Annotated in this window: 18 protein-coding genes; all 18 read right to left on the bottom strand. The window is 44.5% G+C overall.

From position 1 onward, the window contains the following. Positions 1-149 precede the first annotated feature (149 nt). The 18 genes from KWJ01_RS02135 to KWJ01_RS02050 all read right to left on the bottom strand — a co-directional run bounded on the left by KWJ01_RS02135 (position 150) and on the right by KWJ01_RS02050 (position 17,207). Entirely contained in the window at positions 150-1,118 is a 969-nt protein-coding gene (locus tag KWJ01_RS02135; protein WP_224994631.1) for an adenylate/guanylate cyclase domain-containing protein, read from the bottom strand. Positions 1,119-1,253: 135 nt separating this feature from the next. After that, positions 1,254-1,856, bottom strand: a complete 603-nt coding sequence (locus KWJ01_RS02130) for a YceI family protein (RefSeq protein ID WP_224994630.1) — start codon at positions 1,854-1,856, stop codon at positions 1,254-1,256. A gap of 230 nt (positions 1,857-2,086) precedes the next feature. Next, entirely contained in the window at positions 2,087-2,668 is a 582-nt protein-coding gene (locus KWJ01_RS02125) for a hypothetical protein (RefSeq protein ID WP_224994627.1), read from the bottom strand. Position 2,669: 1 nt separating this feature from the next. Further along, on the bottom strand, positions 2,670-3,485 hold the full coding sequence (locus tag KWJ01_RS02120; RefSeq protein ID WP_224994626.1) for a metallophosphoesterase: 816 nt from the start codon (positions 3,483-3,485) through the stop codon (positions 2,670-2,672). 74 nt (positions 3,486-3,559) lie between these two features. Beyond that, positions 3,560-4,513: a phosphatase PAP2 family protein gene (locus KWJ01_RS02115; protein ID WP_224994624.1), complete on the bottom strand. Its 954-nt coding sequence runs from the start codon at positions 4,511-4,513 to the stop codon at positions 3,560-3,562. A gap of 1 nt (position 4,514) precedes the next feature. Continuing rightward, complete coding sequence (locus KWJ01_RS02110) at positions 4,515-5,135, bottom strand: sterol desaturase family protein (protein ID WP_224994623.1); 621 nt, start codon at positions 5,133-5,135, stop codon at positions 4,515-4,517. A 77-nt stretch (positions 5,136-5,212) separates the two neighbouring features. Then, positions 5,213-5,974 carry a hypothetical protein gene (locus KWJ01_RS02105; protein WP_224994617.1) on the bottom strand — a complete coding sequence of 254 codons (762 nt, stop codon included), beginning with the start codon at positions 5,972-5,974 and terminating at the stop codon, positions 5,213-5,215. A gap of 42 nt (positions 5,975-6,016) precedes the next feature. Continuing rightward, the gene (locus tag KWJ01_RS02100; RefSeq protein ID WP_224994616.1) at positions 6,017-6,580 is read right to left on the bottom strand and encodes a DUF4833 domain-containing protein; all 564 of its coding nucleotides are present in this window, start codon (positions 6,578-6,580) and stop codon (positions 6,017-6,019) included. 15 nt (positions 6,581-6,595) lie between these two features. Then, positions 6,596-7,312 (bottom strand): CDP-alcohol phosphatidyltransferase family protein, encoded by a 717-nt coding sequence (locus KWJ01_RS02095; RefSeq protein ID WP_224994615.1) that lies wholly within the window; start codon positions 7,310-7,312, stop codon positions 6,596-6,598. A gap of 19 nt (positions 7,313-7,331) precedes the next feature. Next, the gene (locus tag KWJ01_RS02090; RefSeq protein ID WP_224994614.1) at positions 7,332-9,950 is read right to left on the bottom strand and encodes a DUF5686 and carboxypeptidase-like regulatory domain-containing protein; all 2,619 of its coding nucleotides are present in this window, start codon (positions 9,948-9,950) and stop codon (positions 7,332-7,334) included. Continuing rightward, entirely contained in the window at positions 9,937-10,311 is a 375-nt protein-coding gene (locus KWJ01_RS02085; protein ID WP_224994613.1) for a GtrA family protein, read from the bottom strand. Before KWJ01_RS02085 ends, KWJ01_RS02090 begins: the two co-directional genes overlap by 14 nt. After that, positions 10,308-10,769: a phosphatidylglycerophosphatase A gene (locus KWJ01_RS02080; protein ID WP_224994612.1), complete on the bottom strand. Its 462-nt coding sequence runs from the start codon at positions 10,767-10,769 to the stop codon at positions 10,308-10,310. The genes KWJ01_RS02085 and KWJ01_RS02080 overlap by 4 nt, the downstream gene beginning before the upstream one ends. Before the next feature lie 10 nt (positions 10,770-10,779). Next, positions 10,780-12,105, bottom strand: a complete 1,326-nt coding sequence (locus KWJ01_RS02075; protein ID WP_224994611.1) for an inositol-3-phosphate synthase — start codon at positions 12,103-12,105, stop codon at positions 10,780-10,782. Between the two features lie 22 nt (positions 12,106-12,127). Then, positions 12,128-13,120: an NAD(P)-dependent oxidoreductase gene (locus KWJ01_RS02070; RefSeq protein ID WP_224994610.1), complete on the bottom strand. Its 993-nt coding sequence runs from the start codon at positions 13,118-13,120 to the stop codon at positions 12,128-12,130. Beyond that, positions 13,117-14,238 carry a hypothetical protein gene (locus KWJ01_RS02065; RefSeq protein ID WP_224994609.1) on the bottom strand — a complete coding sequence of 374 codons (1,122 nt, stop codon included), beginning with the start codon at positions 14,236-14,238 and terminating at the stop codon, positions 13,117-13,119. The genes KWJ01_RS02070 and KWJ01_RS02065 overlap by 4 nt, the downstream gene beginning before the upstream one ends. Further along, positions 14,216-15,457 carry a pyridoxal phosphate-dependent aminotransferase family protein gene (locus tag KWJ01_RS02060; protein WP_224994608.1) on the bottom strand — a complete coding sequence of 414 codons (1,242 nt, stop codon included), beginning with the start codon at positions 15,455-15,457 and terminating at the stop codon, positions 14,216-14,218. Before KWJ01_RS02060 ends, KWJ01_RS02065 begins: the two co-directional genes overlap by 23 nt. Positions 15,458-16,008: 551 nt before the next feature. Then, entirely contained in the window at positions 16,009-16,650 is a 642-nt protein-coding gene (locus tag KWJ01_RS02055) for an alpha/beta hydrolase (RefSeq protein ID WP_224994607.1), read from the bottom strand. Between the two features lie 5 nt (positions 16,651-16,655). Next, positions 16,656-17,207, bottom strand: coding sequence for a YceI family protein (locus tag KWJ01_RS02050; RefSeq protein WP_224994606.1), 552 nt, complete (start codon positions 17,205-17,207; stop codon positions 16,656-16,658). Between the last annotated feature and the right edge of the window lie 693 nt (positions 17,208-17,900).

Raw genomic sequence — 17,900 nt, 5'->3', positions numbered from 1 at the left:
ACATCATTCAACAAGTCGGAGTGTATGGTCGGAGCGTGAATCATATCATTTCACCACAAAAGTGACGCAAGGAATACTTGACTAGAGGTAATCAATTAGTAGAATACCATGTATAAGGTATGAACAGACATAAAGAAGGTATCATGACTTTAGCTTTCTTTTTTATGTTCCAGATTTAGCCATTGATAAGGCTTACCAAGCAGCCTTACCTTTTGCTCCTTTGAAATTCCTTTTAGCTGAACCGTTGCAGCTGGTGCCTCTGTTGGTTTGCTGTCCAGCAGTTCAAACACCTGATCCGAAACAACAAAACTGTTATTTAACTGCTTGGTGGCATTCTGCAGGCGGGCTGCAACATTCACGGGTGGCCCCATAGCAGCCAGGTTGCTGCTGAGCCCCAGCCCTCTGTTTCCGAAAATCACCTTACCTGCATGCAGGCCAATCCCCACATCAATGCGATAATTAAAAAATGCAGTCAGGTATCTTTCATTGAAAACTTCTACGTCATTCAGAATTTCAAGACCGGCCGCTACAGCATCCGCTATTGCTGTTTTAAGATCTCTATCAATACCAAAAACAGCATAAAGGCTATCTCCACCTGTCTCCAGGATCTTGCCTCCGTTATTTTCTTCTATGGCAATTTTGAAGATCTTAAACATGCGCCGCAGAATATGCATCACATCAAAAGGAAGATGAGATGTCATAAAAGGAGTAAAATTCCTGATGTCCAAAAAAAAGAGCGCCAGTTCACGTTCTTCGCCTATTTTATCTGTATCATCCCCGATACTTTCTCCCAGATAAAGCGTGCAGTCTGCATCATCCCGCATGATGCGGTGCATGAGTACGGGTTCACCCAACACGCGTGTCTGGCAGGCCAGGCGTACTTTGGATGAAAACTTCATTCTTTGTCCCAGGGCCAGCTCCCTTCTTGTAGGGCTGGTAAGGTATTCCTCCCCTTCATAGACCAGTACACGGCAGGTAGAACATTTGCCCCGTCCTCCACATACATGATAGTGCTGAATACCGGCAGCCAGGGAAGCCTTTAGTATCGACTGCCCTTCCAGTACCTTTACTGGCAGCTCCCCCCTGAACTCTATCGTATATTCTCTTTTAAGGTTCATAACTTTTTGATGTGTCTGAAAACATGTTTTGTTCCCTCATCCAGAGGCGAGCGGATAACGCATAAAGCATCCATTAGCCTTCCGGCATCAGAAGCTCTGGTACCGGAAGGAGGCTAATGAACAGATGTTTTATAGCTAGTTAATAACCTCTGCCTTGTTGGCTACTAACACTACATTCAGCTCAAATTCATTGTTGATAGCTTTGTCTCCGAGGTTATCGAAAAAACTACCAGACCCATATCGAATGTTATACAGCGTACGGTCCACGACAACTTTTGCTCGGGCAGTCAGTTGGCTGCCGCTAGCCTGAATTGTAGCAGGAAACTCTACTTCTTTGGTGATCCCCTTGATGGTAAGCTTGCCTTTGATCTGCGATTGGCTGTTGGCCAGAGGGGTAACCTTGGTAATCACAAACCTGGCTTTAGGATACTTATCGGTAGAGAAGAAGTCATCGGACTTTAGGTGGCTTACCAGCTTCTGATTATACTCTTTGTCAGTAACATCTGTATTGGTAATGGAGGACATATCAACTTCAAATGTGCCTCCGGTCAGGCTTTTTCCGTTCCAGTTAATTTTTCCATTTGATAATTGAATGGTGCCCGTGTGCTCACCGCCAACTTTTCGGCCAATCCAGGTGAGTTTGCTTTGCTGCTGATTAACGGTATACGTAGTATCTTTCACCACCGTAAATGCCACCGCAAACAAGCTTATTAACAGGGCAAGAGAAAGGCTTTTCATGTTCTTTTTCATTAGAATGTTCAATTAAAAGGTTAAAATAATTACTGCTCAACATTTTTCGCTTCAATAAGGCAGTTGGATAAACCTGTATCTGCCACAGCTCCTGATCATTTGGCTATGTTTTGAAACCGGCATATTCCTCTTCCTTTTTGATATCACAAAGCTAGCGGCAGTCTAAAGGATAATTCATGAAGTAGTTTAAGAAAAGAACTTATGCTAGATTAAGAAAATCATAAGGCATACCTGATGCCTAAGGCCAGGTTAAATATTTTATTGAGACTCAGGTAATCAGGGTTCGAAACATAGGAGATGATGTATTCACCAGTGGCGCCTGCTTCGTAATAAAATCCAAATCTTTTCGTCTTATGCACCCTTCCAAAATCCACCTGCCCTCCCAGAAAAAAGTAAAGGTGCAAAGCGGTAGAAAATCCATAGTAGCTTTTGGGGTACCGGTCCCGGGGTTCCTTTGCAAAATAGTCTTTCCCAAAGGTGTAGCTTAACTGCCAGCCTGTTTTTAGCGCCTGCCACTCCATTACGGCTGTCTTAACCGGGGAAAAAGGCACATAACTGGCTTTGATTGCTGTTGTGACAACCTGCACCCCTCCTATGCTTTCCGGTAAGTAGCCAAAGAAAATATCTGTTTCTAGTCTCTCTTCAAAGAAACTTCTCCCTATTCCGGCTGATAAAAAACCTATATCTCCTGCAAACTGACCCTTCAGATGATAGGCAGCGTGTTGTGATTGCTGACTAAAAACCAAGTTTGGTAACAGCATCATTGAAATAGTCCCGATATAGTAAAATGCTATCCTCATGCTAATAGAACCTTCTTTCAATGCGGTATCCCCTGTTCCAAATCTTTAAATATGAAAATGCTCTCTTCTTCATAGTAGTGGTTACCTGGTAGGTAATCAGGCTGTCTGGCCCATAGGTGGTACCCCAGTCATGATCATGACCGTGCAGGCTTAAGTCAACCATTTTGCTGTTAACCAGAGCCTGGTGATAGGGCAGTGACAAGTTATCATCAAAGTCACCGGAAAAGGGCTTTACATGTGAGATAACCACAGCCTGCTTCCATTCACCAGCAGGCACTAACTGGCTCTGCAGCCAATCAATATCAGGTACTTTTCCATTGAAGCCATACTCCCGCCCGTTGGTATCCAGGAAAATAAATTTTGTCTCGCCATACACGAAGGCATAATTAAAAGCTCCGTACATCTGCTGATACGCAGTTCTACCCGAAGCCAGCATGTCATGGTTACCAATTACCGTCAGGTATGGTACCTTCAAATTCTTCATGATATCATGCATCCACCTAAACTCCTGGGCCATCCCGAAATCAGATATATCACCAAGATGCACAACAAAATCTATCTCTTCTATACTGTTAGCGGCCTTTACAAAATCATCTGCTTCATCGTAAAAGCGCTGGGTATCTCCCATCAGTATAAGTCTGATGGTATCTTCTGCTGATTGCTGCAGAATTTTTTCCAGATTCCTGGCCGTCAGGTTTTTTTCATGTTCCTTTAGCTTAGCCTGTTTCGGGCTGTATTGAAAGAAATCAATCTCAATATCTTCGCATGACACAAAGAGCAGAGATATCATAAATGGTAGGAACAGGTGCTTTTTCATGGTTTGCTATTGATGGGTAAAAAATGCAAGTTATGCACAGTAGATGTGAGGCTTTTCAAACATAAAACCTCCCGCTACCCTTTATTGATGATAGATATAAAGGTTTCCACTTTCCTGCTTAATATGTTGTTGCCAGTGATCATTCGGTTAAATAGTTTGATACCGAAAAGAGTACAAAGTATACCAGCCAATACATCCAGCACATAGTGGTGGGAGGTATAAATAGCTGCAAACCAAATGCCTAACATTATGAGCGCAAACACCCATTCCATCATCCCTACCCTGTTCTTCAAAGCATAGTAGTACACAATGAGCGGGTAAGCAGCATGTAAAGATGGCATAGCGGCAAATACGTTAGAACCTTTTGCATAAAGTGAACTGAATACGGCTATTCCGAAAAAAGCATCGAATTTGCCCAAGCCTGCCGGGTTACCTGCTGTCCCGGAATCAAAAGCAAAACCAACCTCCTGCACATACCAGGGCGGGGCTGCCGGAAAAAGGTAGTACACCACAAAACCCAGCAGGTTTACCAATAGGAAGGTAAGCGCGAAGTAGACAAACTGCCTGCTGCTTTTAAAAAAAAGATAAAGCGCAAACGCCAGCGGAACAGGCACCCAGCACAGATAAAAAAAGGCACTGGCAATATCCAGTGACAGATGACTATGAAGAGCCCAGAATTCATTAGGGGTAAGTATGTTACCTCCTATAGAAATTCCAAAAATTGCTTTCTCTGCTGTATACAGATCTGCAATGTGGACAGTATTAAACCAATAATTTGGAAAGGCTTTCATGTAGTCATAGAGTACGCCATAAACAATAAAGACCGAAAAGCCTGTTACCATTCTTCTGGTAACGGAGCTCATAAAATACATCCCATTTACAAGCGCCACCAGCAACAGGGGGTACTGCTGGAAACCCAGCAGTAAATAACTCGCTGCCAGGTAAGCCACTGATAGTCCAAGCAGCATAAATAGTTGTTTCGTTGTAAGAGGTTTTATCTCTTCCGAAGGTGTGGTAAGGGCACGCATGCTATTCTTTGTGAAAATCAGAACCAAACACTTTATCCCAGAAGGCTGAGCTCACCCCGTATCCCTTTGTGGCATCGGAATAATGGTGGAGCATGTGGTGGTGTTTTAACTTCCTCCAAAAGGGGTTCTTAAAACTGAAGTGGTGAAGGGCATAGTGGGAAATGTCATAAAACAAGTACCCCAACAGGAAAGCAGCAAAAAAAACATATAAACCTGCTCCGGATAACAGCACAGAAAAAAAGCAATACAGCAAAGCAGCCAGTGGAATGCTGGTAGATGGCGGTAGTACCAGCCTTTTTTCATCATTGGGATAAGCATGATGTACGCCATGAAAGATGTAATGCAGGCGCCGTCCCCACCCGGATGAAGGTTCATAATGAAACACCCACCGATGCATCACATATTCTACCAGGGTCCATAAAAATAGCCCCAGCCCAAAAAACGCTAAACAAGCCCCTATACTGATACCAACTATAAATAGTGCATTCCAGAGCAGGAACAGCACCACGGGTACATATAAGATGAGCGGTACTGTAAAATGAACTTTAGACAATGCCTCCATCCAACTGCTCCTGAACATCCTTACTGATGCTTGAGAGGTTGATACATAATGCTTTTTCATGAATGTATTTGATATTTTTCTAGGACTAAAAATTAAGGACACCCTGACAGCAAAAGCCTGGTGCCAGATTCACCCTGCTACCTGATACTTTTTACCGCATAGGATTGAGCTATGAACACCTCTTTCTTTTCAGGCTTATCAGCCACCTTAGTTTTAGCTGTAAAAGCATATACCTTTTTATTTGCCGGATACAGGAAGATCAGCAAAAAGACCATGCAACTTCCAAACTCCAGCAGTTCGCTCCCCTTCCCTACAGTTACCATGTTTGTGAGCAACAACATGGCCCCAAATGCCCCTACCTGGTATTTCCTCGCAATGGGAATGCCCAGCACGTCATCAATAACTTTTTCAAACCCTTCCACTCTTCTGTATACCAGCGGCAGTACAAGCAAATAAATAGTGATGCCAATAAACAGGAGCTGTGAGAAGATGATTTTGTTGAGCTTTTCACCCTTTACCACGAGGTTGTGGAGGTTTGTTTCTCCCTGGGCATTATGCTGCAGGAAAAAATCTGTGCTTTCAATCTCCCATAAACGCTGTCCCCAGCTAACCTCTTCTCCTGCCCCGAACAAGCCAAAAGCACCCAGCAGGAACAACACCAGCAGAAATCCCTTCCCTTTTTCATTCCGCAGGCGAAAAAGCCTTCCAAACATGAGCAGGCTAATGCCCAGCAACACTAATACAGTCAGGGTTTCAATTATACCATCTTCCCGCACATACACCTCTTTAAACCAAACCGGATCTATATAAGAGAGAAGAACTCCACATAAAACCAATAGAAATGCACTCCCCCCAAGGAGCAGCTCCATCATTATTGTAGTATCACGATCTGTATACATGATTGAAAAAAATAATCTGATCAATAAGAATTAATCAAATATTCAGGGCTTAAAACGGCTAACGAGCTTTTTTCCAGTTGCTATTTCCCGACCACTTAATTCTACATAAGTAATGTTAGGAACCAGAAATCCACCTCCCTCTATGCCCACAAAAATGCGTTCTAATACTGCCTTTTTCTGGTTAATGAGGGTGTAAACATGGTAGCTGCCATTCCCGGACTTTTCAAGAGAAAGGTCTAGCTTTGAATAGCTGTTAAACCTTATAGCAAAGTTTTCTTTATCAAGCCTCCTGGACTTTACACCATAAGCCAGCTTTCGCTGCATATAATTGAGTTCCTCCCTTTCGCCACCCTCTGCATACCGGATCCAAAACACATGGATAGGCTCCTTCTCAATCAGGTTTCCCTCCTGGTCCAGGTTTAATTCATAAACAATGGTATTTATATTGGGATCCCGCTGCAGGTAAAACAACATGTCTGGATTTCCCACAGGCACCGGGAAACTATCCTGTGCACTTAGCTCAACGTTTTCCGTAGCTCCTTTAATGAAGCCCGACAGTGCGCCAATACTCTGCACCACTAATCCTAAAATCAGTAAAGTTCTCACAGCTGCTCCTGCTTATTACACCTTAGCTTCTTTTCTTGCCAAAACTTTTCTGGCACCCACCAGCCTGTTATAGGCTGTAACATTGGTGAGCACTGCCATGATGGATATCGGAAAAGTGAACACCGTCATGGTTTCAAAGACGTGGTAAGGCAGGCCTGGTAGAAAGAGCTTATAGTCCCCTCCTATGACAGAGGCAACCACCCCACAGCTGATTGCAGATATACCAATCAGTACCACCCTTTCAGGGCGCTGCATCAAACCTCCCTTGGTTTCAATGCCTAATCCTTCTGCACGTGCCCGGGTGTAGCTAACCATCATGGAACCAATCAAAGCAACAAAAGCAAACAGCGAACTAAGCAGGTAATGGTGGGCAATCAGGTAATAACAAATGCCCATGAACATAATCAGTTCACTGTACCTGTCAAGCACAGAGTCAAACAAAGCACCATAGGTAGAAGCTCCTTTACCAAGGCGTGCCACCTGGCCATCAAGCATATCAAAGATGCCGGCAAAAAGGACCAGCGCACCTGCCCAACCTACATATTCCAGCTCTCCCCTGTTGCTGGTTTCTCCGCCTACGATAAAAATGGCGGCTACACCAATGTTCAGAATTAAGCCAACGGTGGTAACAGCATTGGGTGTAACACCTATCCTGATCAGAACAAGCACAAAGGGATTGATTACTTTGTAAATAAGCTGCTGTAGTGTGTTTCTTAAAACGTAATGAAACATATATCCTCCTTTATATAAATTAAAAATCCAGTTTGAATCGGCCTCTTATACCAATGTCTGGTACATTGGGATTTTCCAGGTAAGTGAATCGCTTCACCACATCTATTCTAAAGACCCTGAAAATATTGCCTATGCCCACACTTGCCTCTATATAAGGCTCCCTGCCGAGGGTGTGGGTAAGGGCTATTCCGCTGTCATCAACGGGAAACCGGAGTAGTTCGGGATTATTCTGCGGCAGGCTTTCCTGGCGCAGGCTTCCCCACAGGGCTTTGAAGGTTATATATTCCCGTAGCTTTAGCTTTTTGATGATTGGAATCTTGTTAAACAGAAAGCCGTTGAAGGTGTAGTCTATGTGGATACTGGCATACTGGTCGCTGATAAACTCCAGAAAATTCATCAGGTTGTATGACTGCAACTGGTAGGCATAAGTCTGATTTGCCCTGTGAATGGTTAACAGGGGAAAAGATACCTGTCCGAAAGTGTAACCAGCTTCACCCACCACATCAGCATATCCCAACTGAGATAAGTAGAAGCGCTTGAAGATATTCAGACCTAAATTCTGGTATCCATGCTTGCCGTACAAAAAGCCATCTATACCCGAGCTAGCACGAAGGATGAAAACTGGATAGCGGTTACGGATAGGCGTTCTGTATATTTTACCCTGCAAGAATTCCTCATGAGGTGCCCAGCGAAGCTCGAGCACTACCTCTGTTGTGGTCAGTTCTTGCACCTCAGGCAGAGGCGGGCCTTCTTCTGCGGCAGTTGCAGCACTCTTGTACTGCAAGGATCCGGCCGGTGTCTGCCGCCAGTGTTTGAGGCCAATCTTATAGGAGAAATGATTCCTAAACTCATGCAGGTAATCCAGTGTATAGATCTCGTTGTAAAGCCATTTATCATTTTCACCCCTTTTAAAGGAGAGCAGAAAATTATCCTCCTGTACAAACTGTAATTCCTGCCCTGGAATTTTGGTATCCTTTTGATAACTGGCTTTTATGGCCACGATTGGAAACTCATATATGGATCGATCGCTGAAAGAATAGGTGCCGCCCAGATAGTATTTCCATTTTCTATCCCTAAAACCATGGGCTATGTAGGTTTCCAAACCTAGCTTGTTACTGAATTCAGGAGTAGTACGTCCTCCCAGCCTTAGGCGAAAGCCTTCTACCGGGTTAAAACTGTAAAAGGTATTCAAAGGGCCTATTTCAATATTTGGGCCAGCGCTTTTATAACCTGCCAGTAAGGCTGTGGCCCAGTCCATGGTTCTTCGGAAAGACGCCTGACCTGCTAACTTTTCAATGTTTGTATAGGTATTTGCCTCTGCCACAGATAAGGTATCATGACGGCTTAACTTCCAGAAGCTGCTATCTTTTTCCTCAGTATTTTCATGTGCCTGCACTTCCTCTTCCTGATACCAGCTTTCTGGATGTGGCTGGTTGATAGTAAAGTTCCTATAAGAAACTACTCTTCTTCCCCAGAAGCCACCATCACTTCCCTGGCTTATGGCAAAATCGGTGCGAAGATCACTTTTAATCAGATGGTATCTGCCATTTCCACTTTGTTCAAAATCAAGAGCGATCTTTAGATTTCGGATCCAGTTAACAGCCACCGTTTTCCCTACATACAGTTCTGCCTTTTGCACCGCATAATTGCCATCCTGGCTGATGTATATTCTGCCGGTGAACATAAAGGCAGCGGGATTACGGGGTTCGAAAGAGAGTTCCGTTAATCTCCTGCCATCTGCAGTATTTATCGTATCAGTTAAGTAAAACCTGTAGAAAGTGGGCGCCAGATCTGCAATCGGGCTTAAGAACTGGTTTGTGACGATGGTAATGTTATTATCATAGATGTCGATATCCTGGTAAACGTGCTTCATGTAGGCCAGCATCCCCTGGTTGTTTACGAAGGTTCCAAAGTCTACCCTCTTTTCTGCCCTGATAACTTTTTTCCGGCTTTTAGGAGATTTCCGTAGGTAATGCATACTGATGACTTCGTTTAAGTAAAACGGAATCGCTGCTTTACCCCTCACAACAGTAGTGTCCAGGCTGGTGGCCAAAAAATCATACCGTCGCAAAAAGAAGTTTTTCCTGATTTTTTCCGGAGTGTTCACCAGGGACAGCTGCATCTTCTCGTACTGCTCGTATTGCACAAAATCATACTGTTCCGCCCGGTTTTTTGCTTTATTGGCTACCACCAGCCGGATAAGGTCTACGGCTGGGTTGTTTTGATTCCGGTATCTTTCTCTTCGTTTAGAAGCCACAATTACCACTTCCTCCAGCTGCTCGTTTACTGCCTGCATTTTTAACTTTAGTTCCTGCACTTGCCCTGCTTGTACAGGAATGTCAATGGTTTTGTAGCCCAGGAATCTGATTTGTATTGCAGCGTAAGCCTCCTTTGTCTCCAGGGCAAATTCACCTTCTGCATCTGTTGTTGTACCGTTGCTGGTACCAGGAAAAATTACCAGCACTCCGGTTAAAGGCTCGTGCGTAACGGCATCTGTAACAACCCCTCTGATAATTGTTTTGGCAGGTGTTAGCTCCTGTGCCTCTCCCTTACCTGGAAAAAATCCAAAGACAATCATCAGTAGGGTGCCAACAAATGCGTTGATCCTTAAGATGGGTGTAGGCTCACCTGAATACATACTTTTTATGAAATAGGTAGTTGTAAAAAAAACCGACAAGTAAGGAGGTAGATACTTTGGAAATGAGGTATTGAAACCCAAGCATATCCGTTAGGATAAACACACCTGTGATATTCAGCATCATGCTGCCGTTCCAGATCAGCAGGTACCTTAAGAGCTGCGGAGTTGCCCTGTTCTTCCTTGCACCATAAACCCAGCTTCTGCTCATTGTAAAATGTGTAAAGCCACCTAAAAAGGTACCTGCTGCAGCTCCCAGCAGGTACCATCCTCCAATTAGTTCCACCAACAACAGCGTTAGCAGGAAATCAACACCTGAGGCTACCAAAGAGGCTGTCTGCGCTTTCAGTAAGGTTACCATCATAGCTCAGAGAAGAGCATCATCAGGTGCAGTACGACATTCGTATAGATGCCTGCGGCGATGTCGTCCAACATCACTCCCCAGCCCCCTTTCAGGTACTCGAGATCTTTGATGTAGAGGGGCTTGATGATATCAAAATACCTGAAAACGAGTAGTGCCAGCATTGTATAGGTAAGGCAATGGGGTATAAATAACAGGCCAATGCACATACCCGACACCTCATCAATCACTACCTTATTGTTGTCCTTACCCCAATGAGGTTCCACTGCGCTGGCAGACCAAACGCCCACTCCTGACAGCACCACCACCAGGAAGGGTGACCAAAACTCAAACCTTTCTCCACCAGCCTCACTGGCAAGGTACCAGCACAGGCAGGTAGCAGCCGCAGCAACGGTACCTCCTCCTTTACCTATGTAGCCTATACCAAGACTGGTGGATATTAGTTTATGTACCCTGATCATGGTACTTTGCCTAAAGCCCTTCTACCAGTTCCTGATAATAGTCCAGTCCCAGATGAGTGATCAGGTCCTCACCCATCATATGGCGCAGAGTGTTCTGTAGCTTGATGAGCTGTTTGAAGATATCGTGCTCCGGCCGCAGGCCTTCTGCTGTTTGGGGGGACTTATAGTAGAATGAGAGCCACTCCTGGATGCCAGTCATCCCTGCCCGTTGCGCCAGGTCTGTAAAGAGTGCCAGGTCTAGAACAATGGGAGCTGCCAGGATAGAGTCACGACAGAGGAAGTTGATCTTGATCTGCATCTGGTAGCCAAGCCAGCCGTAGATGTCTATGTTGTCCCAGCTCTCTTTGTTATCGCCGTGAGGAGGATAGTAGTTGATGCGTACTTTGTGGTAAATGTTCCCGTACAGCTCAGGGTTATTTTCCGGGCGCAGAATGTCTTCCAGCACGCCTAGTTTTGAAACTTCTTTGGTTTTGAAGTTATCCGGATCATCCAGTACCAGACCGTCGCGGTTGCCCAGGATGTTAGAAGAGAACCACCCCCTAATTCCCAGTGCTCTGGCTTGAAGACCTGGTGCCAGAATTGTTTTCATAAGTGTCTGGCCGGTTTTAAAGTCTTTGCCGGATATGGCCACTCCATTTTTCTTTGCCAGCTCCACAAGGGCCGGAATATCAACCGTAAGGTTAGGTGCTCCATTGGCAAACGGTACCCCCAGCCGCAGGGCAGCATAGGCGTATATCATACTGGGAGCAATGCGTGGATCATTGTTCAGCAGGCCATGCTCAAAATTTGCAAGCGTGGCATGTACCTCACTTGTTTCGGTGTACACCTCTGTAGAACCGCACCACACCACTACTAAACGGTCGCATCCCCGCTCCTCCTGGAAAGTGCGCATGTCGTCCATCAGCGCCAGGGCCAGATCATATTTACTGGCAGCCTCTTTTACATGTGTACCTTTCAGATTTTTGACATAAGCCTTATCGAAAACTGCTTTCATAGGCTTGATGGCCTCCAGTTCAGATCTTATGGCATATAGCAGGCCAGGCTCAAGCACTTCGGCATTTACTGCCGATTTAAAAACGTTATCGTCATACAAATCCCAGCCACCAAACACAATGTCATTCAGATTTGCCAGAGGCACAAAATCCTTGATTAGCGGATTAAGATTTTCTGTTCGTTTCCCAATTCGAATGTTCCCCATTTGTGTGAGGGACCCAATGGGCTGTGAGATGCCTCTTTTTATAGCCTCAACCCCTGCAATGAACGTGGTGGCTACTGCTCCCATGCCCGGGAGCAAGATTCCTAAGCGCCCACTAGCACTTTTTACCTGATGTTCCATAATTTTATTTGATTGTTATACCTTATAACCAGTTGTTTTCTTTGTACCAGCGAAGGGTATGCACAAGACCCTTTTCCAGATTATAGCTAGGATTGAAACCAAGTGACTTACGGATGTGATCAATACTGCAGCACCAGTTCATCGCCGTGAGTTCACACAGCTTTTCTTCATTAAGGGCAGGCAAGCTGCTGCCCTGTCGATAAACTTTTTCCATAACCTTTGCAATTATCCTCACCAACCCTACTGGCAGGTGTAAGCGAATGGCTCTTTTGTCAAGAATGCGGAGAACATAGTCTGCAAGGGCATAGCGGTCGTAGCAGTTGCCATCTGAGACGTTATAAATTTCCTGTTGTCCTTTAGACCCTAAAGCATGGATGACCACCCTTGCCAGGTCTTTCACATACACAAAGCTTAGCCGCTGCGCTCCCTTACCAATATGCAGATCAAGTCCACAGTTTAAAGTCTTTAAAAGGATGAATATATCCTTCTCCCCTGGTCCGTACACAGCAGTGGGTCTTAATACCACTAAGGGGAGATTTTCTAATTTTGACAGGTATTTTTCTGCAAGCAGCTTGCTTCTGCCATACGCTGTTAAAGGTTTTGCTACGCTTTGTTCATCGATTGGAGCCCCATGGGGAGTTAATGTTGGACCCAGTGCAGCCAGGCTGCTGATAAACACAAATTTCTTCAGGGGAATTTTCGCAGAAACAGCAGCTATTCCCAGGTTTTTGGTGTACTCTGCATTTATCCTGCTATAGGCTGCTTCACTCCGTGACTTAGTGGTACCCGCGGCATGTATGATGTAGTGGTACTGTTTTTCCTCCAGTTCTTCCTGCAAATCGGCAACATCAAAATAGTTCAGAAAGGTATACTGCAGCGTATATGCACCCAAATGCCCCATGTCGCAACCCGGACGTATTCCGGCAAAAACCTCAAAGCCTGCCTGCAGTGCTGCCTCTACCAGATGACTGCCTATAAATCCGTTCGCCCCGGTTATCAGCACTCGCTCTTTCATAATTCTTTTTGGTATATGCGGTACCTTTTATAAGGTCTGGCCGCCATATTCAGCAATCCCTGGTTCATCAGTACATTGTTCTCCAGCACCCAGGATGCTTCTGCCATCTGCATTTTCTTCTCGCGATATTTTTGCATGGCAGCTCCATAAAAACAAGCCTCAATGCCCATTTTTCGATACCCTTCCAGCACGCCTAAGGCAACGATGCGTACTGCATTGATTCTCCTTCTTTGAAAAAGCAGCTTAAAGATGCCCGTAGGCCACAAGCGTCCTCCCTTGATTTTTTTCAGAATCTGGTTGATATCAGGAATGGCGAGTGAGAAGCCGATCACCTTTCCCCTGTGTTCAGCGATCAAACAGAAATCAGGATCGAGAATCAGCTTAAGCTCCCTGGCCTGATATTCAAATTCATTTGGTGTCATAGGTACAAAACCCATATTTTTATCCCAGGCAGCATTATAGATCTCGCGCAAGCTGGCAACCTCTTCTGCGTACTTCTTCAGGTTAATCGGTCTGATCGTTATACCTTTCTGCTCAAGGCGATTCCGTAGCAGTTGCGACAGTCGGAGAGGCTTATCATTGAAACTCTGGGCCGAGAACTGGTAAGCCAACAGATCAATCTTCTTTAGGAATCCCCTGTTTTCCAGCAGCTTAGCATAGTACGCATAGTTATAAGGCATCATGGCTACTGGAGAACTGTTGAAGCCTTCAACCAGCAAGCCACAGGTTTCGTTGGTTGAGAAGTTTACAGGCCCAACAATGGTTTTTGCTCCTTTTAGGCTTAACCATTGGTGCACCTGCTGGAACAGCATATCTGCGGCCTCTCCGTTATCCACACAGTCGAAAAAGCCGAAGAAGCCATCCTGGCTATTATTGAAAGTATTATGATTGTGGTTTAGAATAGCAGCAATTCTTCCTATAACAGCTCCTTGCTGATGAGCCAGAAACAGTTTGATTTCTGCATGCTCGTGAAAGGGATGCTTTCCAGGTGTAAGCAGGTCATTTTGTGCCGTAAAAAGCTCCGGCACATAATTAGGATCATCTTTGTACAGCGTATGCGGAAAGTCAATAAAGGCCTTCAGCATTTGCTTTGTACTAACTTGTAATACTTGCATCATACGCTGCTTTTTTGGTATTGATTCCTATAAAGTCAAAGGCAGTAGATAGCTTGCTCACCGCTTCCTCGATCTGGCTGAAGGTATGCGTGGCCATGATGGATAGGCGTAACAGTGTAGCGTTTGCAGGAACAGCCGGTGCAACTACCGGATTCACAAATATGCCCCAATCCTGCAGCAGCTTAGTTACTTGAAAGGTCTGGTCATTATCGCGGACATAGATGGGGATGATTGGCGTTTGTGTAGGTCCCAGCTCAAAACCTGCTTCACTTAATAAGCTTGTAGCGTATCGGGTATTCGCCCACAACTGCTCCATTCGCTCTGGTTCTGACTCTATCACGTCCAGTGCTGCCAGGGCACTTGCCACCGAAGCAGGCGTCATACTCGCACTGAATATTATAGAACGGGCATGGTGCTTGATGTAATCAATCAAAACCTGATCGCCTGCAATAAAGCCACCAAGTGAGGCCAGCGACTTACTGAAGGTACCCATGATTAGGTCTACCTGATCTGTGAGACCAAAATGGGAGGCAGTACCAGCCCCTCCCTCTCCTATGACCCCTAACCCATGTGCATCGTCTACCATTATATTAGCACCATAGCGCACTGCCAAAGCTGTCAGTTCAGGTAGCTTTACAATATCGCCCTCCATGCTGAACACGCCATCCACAACAAGTAGCTTAACAGCATCCGAAGGCAGCCTCCGAAGCTTTTTCTCCAGGTCGTGCATATCATTGTGCTTGTACTTCAGCACTTTTGAAAAAGAAAGCCTGCTGCCGTCGATAATAGAGGCATGATCATATTCATCCAGCAGGATGTAATCATTACGTCCTGTGAGACAGGAAATGACTCCCAGATTTACCTGAAAACCTGTACTAAAAACAAGAGCAGCCTCTTTGCCTATGAATTGTGCCAATCTGTGCTCCAGTTCCTGGTGAATATCCAGGGTTCCGTTCAGAAACCTGGATCCGGCACAGCCCGTGCCGTACACTTCAATCGCCCTGGCCGCTGCTTCTTTAACCCTGGGGTGATTTGTAAGGCCCAGGTAAGCATTAGATCCGAACATTAACATTCTTTTTCCCCCTATGATCACCTCTGTATCCAGCACACATTCAATGGATCTGAAGTAAGGATATGTTCCCTGTGCCTGCGCTCTTTCTACTGCCTGATTGATTGCACTACTCTCGTGTGAGATGATTTTTTTTCGTAATAAGTTTTCCATCTGTTGTACAAATAAAATTTGGAAAGTCAGCTCCTGGCAAAACAAGGTCAGTTGGTCTTTGATCTTAAGCCCGCTGGGCTGTACAAAAAGCAAAGCCTATCCTACCTATCAATCAAAGGCTGTAGACCAGCAATAGATAAATTGCCTGAAGGTATGCATGCACATTTACTTGAAAAAAAGGCTACAAAGGCTACTAACTTTTGAAAATCCTATGCATAGTCCCCTAAATATTCTGGCATTCATCCCTACTAATATGACTCAAAGAGAATCCCAGGGACTACTAAGCACCGAATACTGCTTTCACCAAGCACAATTCATATTGAAGATTGATTGCACTTTCTACCCAAATTCATCCGAAGCAGGCACATCAAATGAATGCACATATTAGTTTATCTATGAGATAGCATTTGTTAAGCAAGCACCGGAAGGTAGAATCAAATGTATAGTTTAGCCTGTTATAATTCCTTTTGCTTGAACTGTAGTTGTAGATTTTGTGTAACAGCAATATGTTTTTTGCAATAAGCCCAAAGAAATAACACTGCCCGTTGTAGCTATATCTTGAACACGCGATCAAATCTTGACTGATACCATTTTACCGCCAGTTTGATATCATGTCCGGTTAACTGATACCCCACCTGTAAATTTAACCTGCTCACCAGGAAGCCATTGACCGTGAGTAGCTGACCATATCGATCAGTCGCCTGAGAATCAACTGTAGAATCTTCTTCTCCGGAGCTGAAGAATACAGGTTGCTGACGGCTTGATTTGAAATCTAATTTTTCCAGCATGGTCTGCATTGGTCTAAGTAGTATGGCTCCGGACAGAAAGTCAGGGTAAAGCATGAGAATTCCCCCTGCGATATTAGCGCCATTAGAATACCCTAAAGCTATAATTTTCTCTACATCGAAAGCTTCCTTGTTAGAGAGGTTCTTCAAAAAGTAAACAAGCTCATGGGTCCTGAATTCTAAGTCCTTTTCATCGAACATTCCCATGCCCATGCTCCGGTAGAACCGATACATATCACCCTCTAATACATTACCCCTCACACTTAGCACATTCAGGCGCTGCCCAAATTCATTGGCAAGTGGTAAAAGACTGCATTCATCGCCTCCTGCTGCATGTAACAACAACAGGGTATGCGCTTCCGGCATATGCGTGGGTAGGTAAATGTATTTCAGGGGTTGATATTCCACAGCAATTATCCTTGTTTGATTAGCTGTACTTCACAATTGATCTTAACCTCATCGCCTACCACAACCTGACCAGCTTCGGTTACAACTCCCCAGGTTAAACCAAACTCTTTACGGCTTATTTTTCCTTTAATGCTGAATCCGGCCTTTGTTTGTCCCCATGGATCTACTGCAACACCGCGATATGTTACCTTCAGGGTAATGGGTTTGGTGATGCCGCGGATGGTTAAATCACCCTGCAGTTGATAATCAGAACCTGCTGTCTCTAATCTTTTACCTATAAACTTTATTTGACCATGGTTGATAGCATCAAAAAAGTCATCCGATTTCAGGTGATTGTCCCTTTGTTCATTTTGGGTATTAATTGAATTAACATCGGCAGTAAAAACAATCTGTGTTGTCTTTGTGAAGTCTTCTCCTTCGGTAATAACATCCAGGGCATAATCCTTAAAATTGCCTGTAACTGTCGTAATCATAAGGTGTTTTACCTTAAACTGGATTTCACTATGAGCAGGATCAATGGTCCATTTGGTGGTGGTCAACGTAGCTGTAGTATTCATGCTGTAAATGTTTAATTTAATTGGGTTAGAAATAATTTTATAAAAGCTTACCATACAAATGTCTTACAAACCCCGTGCTTTTGGAATGGCTGTTTACATGATTGTGTTGTACAACTGCACGATTCAATAAGGAAAGCATGATTTGCTTGGAAGCTTATCAAAAAGTTATAGAATAAATGCTATTGTAGATCAGTTGAAGGTCTGTCTGTGTTTTAGCTAAATATAAGTCCTGAACAATGTTAGCTTTTACGCAACACCCACCGGACACACAGCCTTTGCATATACCAACCGCTGTTTAATAAAGATGCAACTAAACGCTACAATATGCTTCTATCATTCAAACCTGATATAGTCACGCGTATCCACTAATCTCTTCGGTTCAAATAAACTAGGTCAGGAATCTGATATCGTACTGTCCTCAGCTTTGTCAGGTTTGAAATTGTAGTCTCCGGCTTAGAACAGAATTAGATCCTCAAAGAACTGCTCCACATGATCTCGCTCAGGCTCTTAATCTTTATTTGTCAACTACTGAATCCAGGTAAGCATCTACACAGCCTGCTCAAGCTTATCTTCCCGAAGTGATTTTAAAGCAGCAGACCATGCAATGACCTGATCAAGCATTAGTTTCAGTTGCGTTTCATGATCAGCAGTTGGACGGAAGGTGGTATACCCTTCAAAATCCGTAAAAAGGGA

Source organism: Cesiribacter sp. SM1, from assembly GCF_020178975.1.
Taxonomy (GTDB): domain Bacteria; phylum Bacteroidota; class Bacteroidia; order Cytophagales; family Cyclobacteriaceae; genus Cesiribacter.
The sequence above is the reverse complement of the archived record's forward strand: the minus strand, read 5'-3'. Positions and strand labels throughout refer to the sequence as shown.

What these genes read in the sequence shown, in the direction of transcription:
- KWJ01_RS02070 (WP_224994610.1), bottom strand. Translation starts at nt 13,120, where the DNA reads ATGAAAGAGCGAGTGCTGATAACCGGGGCGAACGGATTTATAGGCAGT.
- KWJ01_RS02120 (WP_224994626.1), bottom strand. Translation starts at nt 3,485, where the DNA reads ATGAAAAAGCACCTGTTCCTACCATTTATGATATCTCTGCTCTTTGTG.
- KWJ01_RS02095 (WP_224994615.1), bottom strand. Translation starts at nt 7,312, where the DNA reads ATGTTTCATTACGTTTTAAGAAACACACTACAGCAGCTTATTTACAAA.
- KWJ01_RS02130 (WP_224994630.1), bottom strand. Translation starts at nt 1,856, where the DNA reads ATGAAAAGCCTTTCTCTTGCCCTGTTAATAAGCTTGTTTGCGGTGGCA.
- KWJ01_RS02060 (WP_224994608.1), bottom strand. Translation starts at nt 15,457, where the DNA reads ATGGAAAACTTATTACGAAAAAAAATCATCTCACACGAGAGTAGTGCA.
- KWJ01_RS02135 (WP_224994631.1), bottom strand. Translation starts at nt 1,118, where the DNA reads ATGAACCTTAAAAGAGAATATACGATAGAGTTCAGGGGGGAGCTGCCA.
- KWJ01_RS02110 (WP_224994623.1), bottom strand. Translation starts at nt 5,135, where the DNA reads ATGAAAAAGCATTATGTATCAACCTCTCAAGCATCAGTAAGGATGTTC.
- KWJ01_RS02085 (WP_224994613.1), bottom strand. Translation starts at nt 10,311, where the DNA reads ATGATGGTAACCTTACTGAAAGCGCAGACAGCCTCTTTGGTAGCCTCA.
- KWJ01_RS02080 (WP_224994612.1), bottom strand. Translation starts at nt 10,769, where the DNA reads ATGATCAGGGTACATAAACTAATATCCACCAGTCTTGGTATAGGCTAC.
- KWJ01_RS02090 (WP_224994614.1), bottom strand. Translation starts at nt 9,950, where the DNA reads ATGTATTCAGGTGAGCCTACACCCATCTTAAGGATCAACGCATTTGTT.
- KWJ01_RS02105 (WP_224994617.1), bottom strand. Translation starts at nt 5,974, where the DNA reads ATGTATACAGATCGTGATACTACAATAATGATGGAGCTGCTCCTTGGG.
- KWJ01_RS02065 (WP_224994609.1), bottom strand. Translation starts at nt 14,238, where the DNA reads ATGATGCAAGTATTACAAGTTAGTACAAAGCAAATGCTGAAGGCCTTT.
- KWJ01_RS02115 (WP_224994624.1), bottom strand. Translation starts at nt 4,513, where the DNA reads ATGCGTGCCCTTACCACACCTTCGGAAGAGATAAAACCTCTTACAACG.
- KWJ01_RS02125 (WP_224994627.1), bottom strand. Translation starts at nt 2,668, where the DNA reads ATGAGGATAGCATTTTACTATATCGGGACTATTTCAATGATGCTGTTA.
- KWJ01_RS02050 (WP_224994606.1), bottom strand. Translation starts at nt 17,207, where the DNA reads ATGAATACTACAGCTACGTTGACCACCACCAAATGGACCATTGATCCT.
- KWJ01_RS02075 (WP_224994611.1), bottom strand. Translation starts at nt 12,105, where the DNA reads ATGGAACATCAGGTAAAAAGTGCTAGTGGGCGCTTAGGAATCTTGCTC.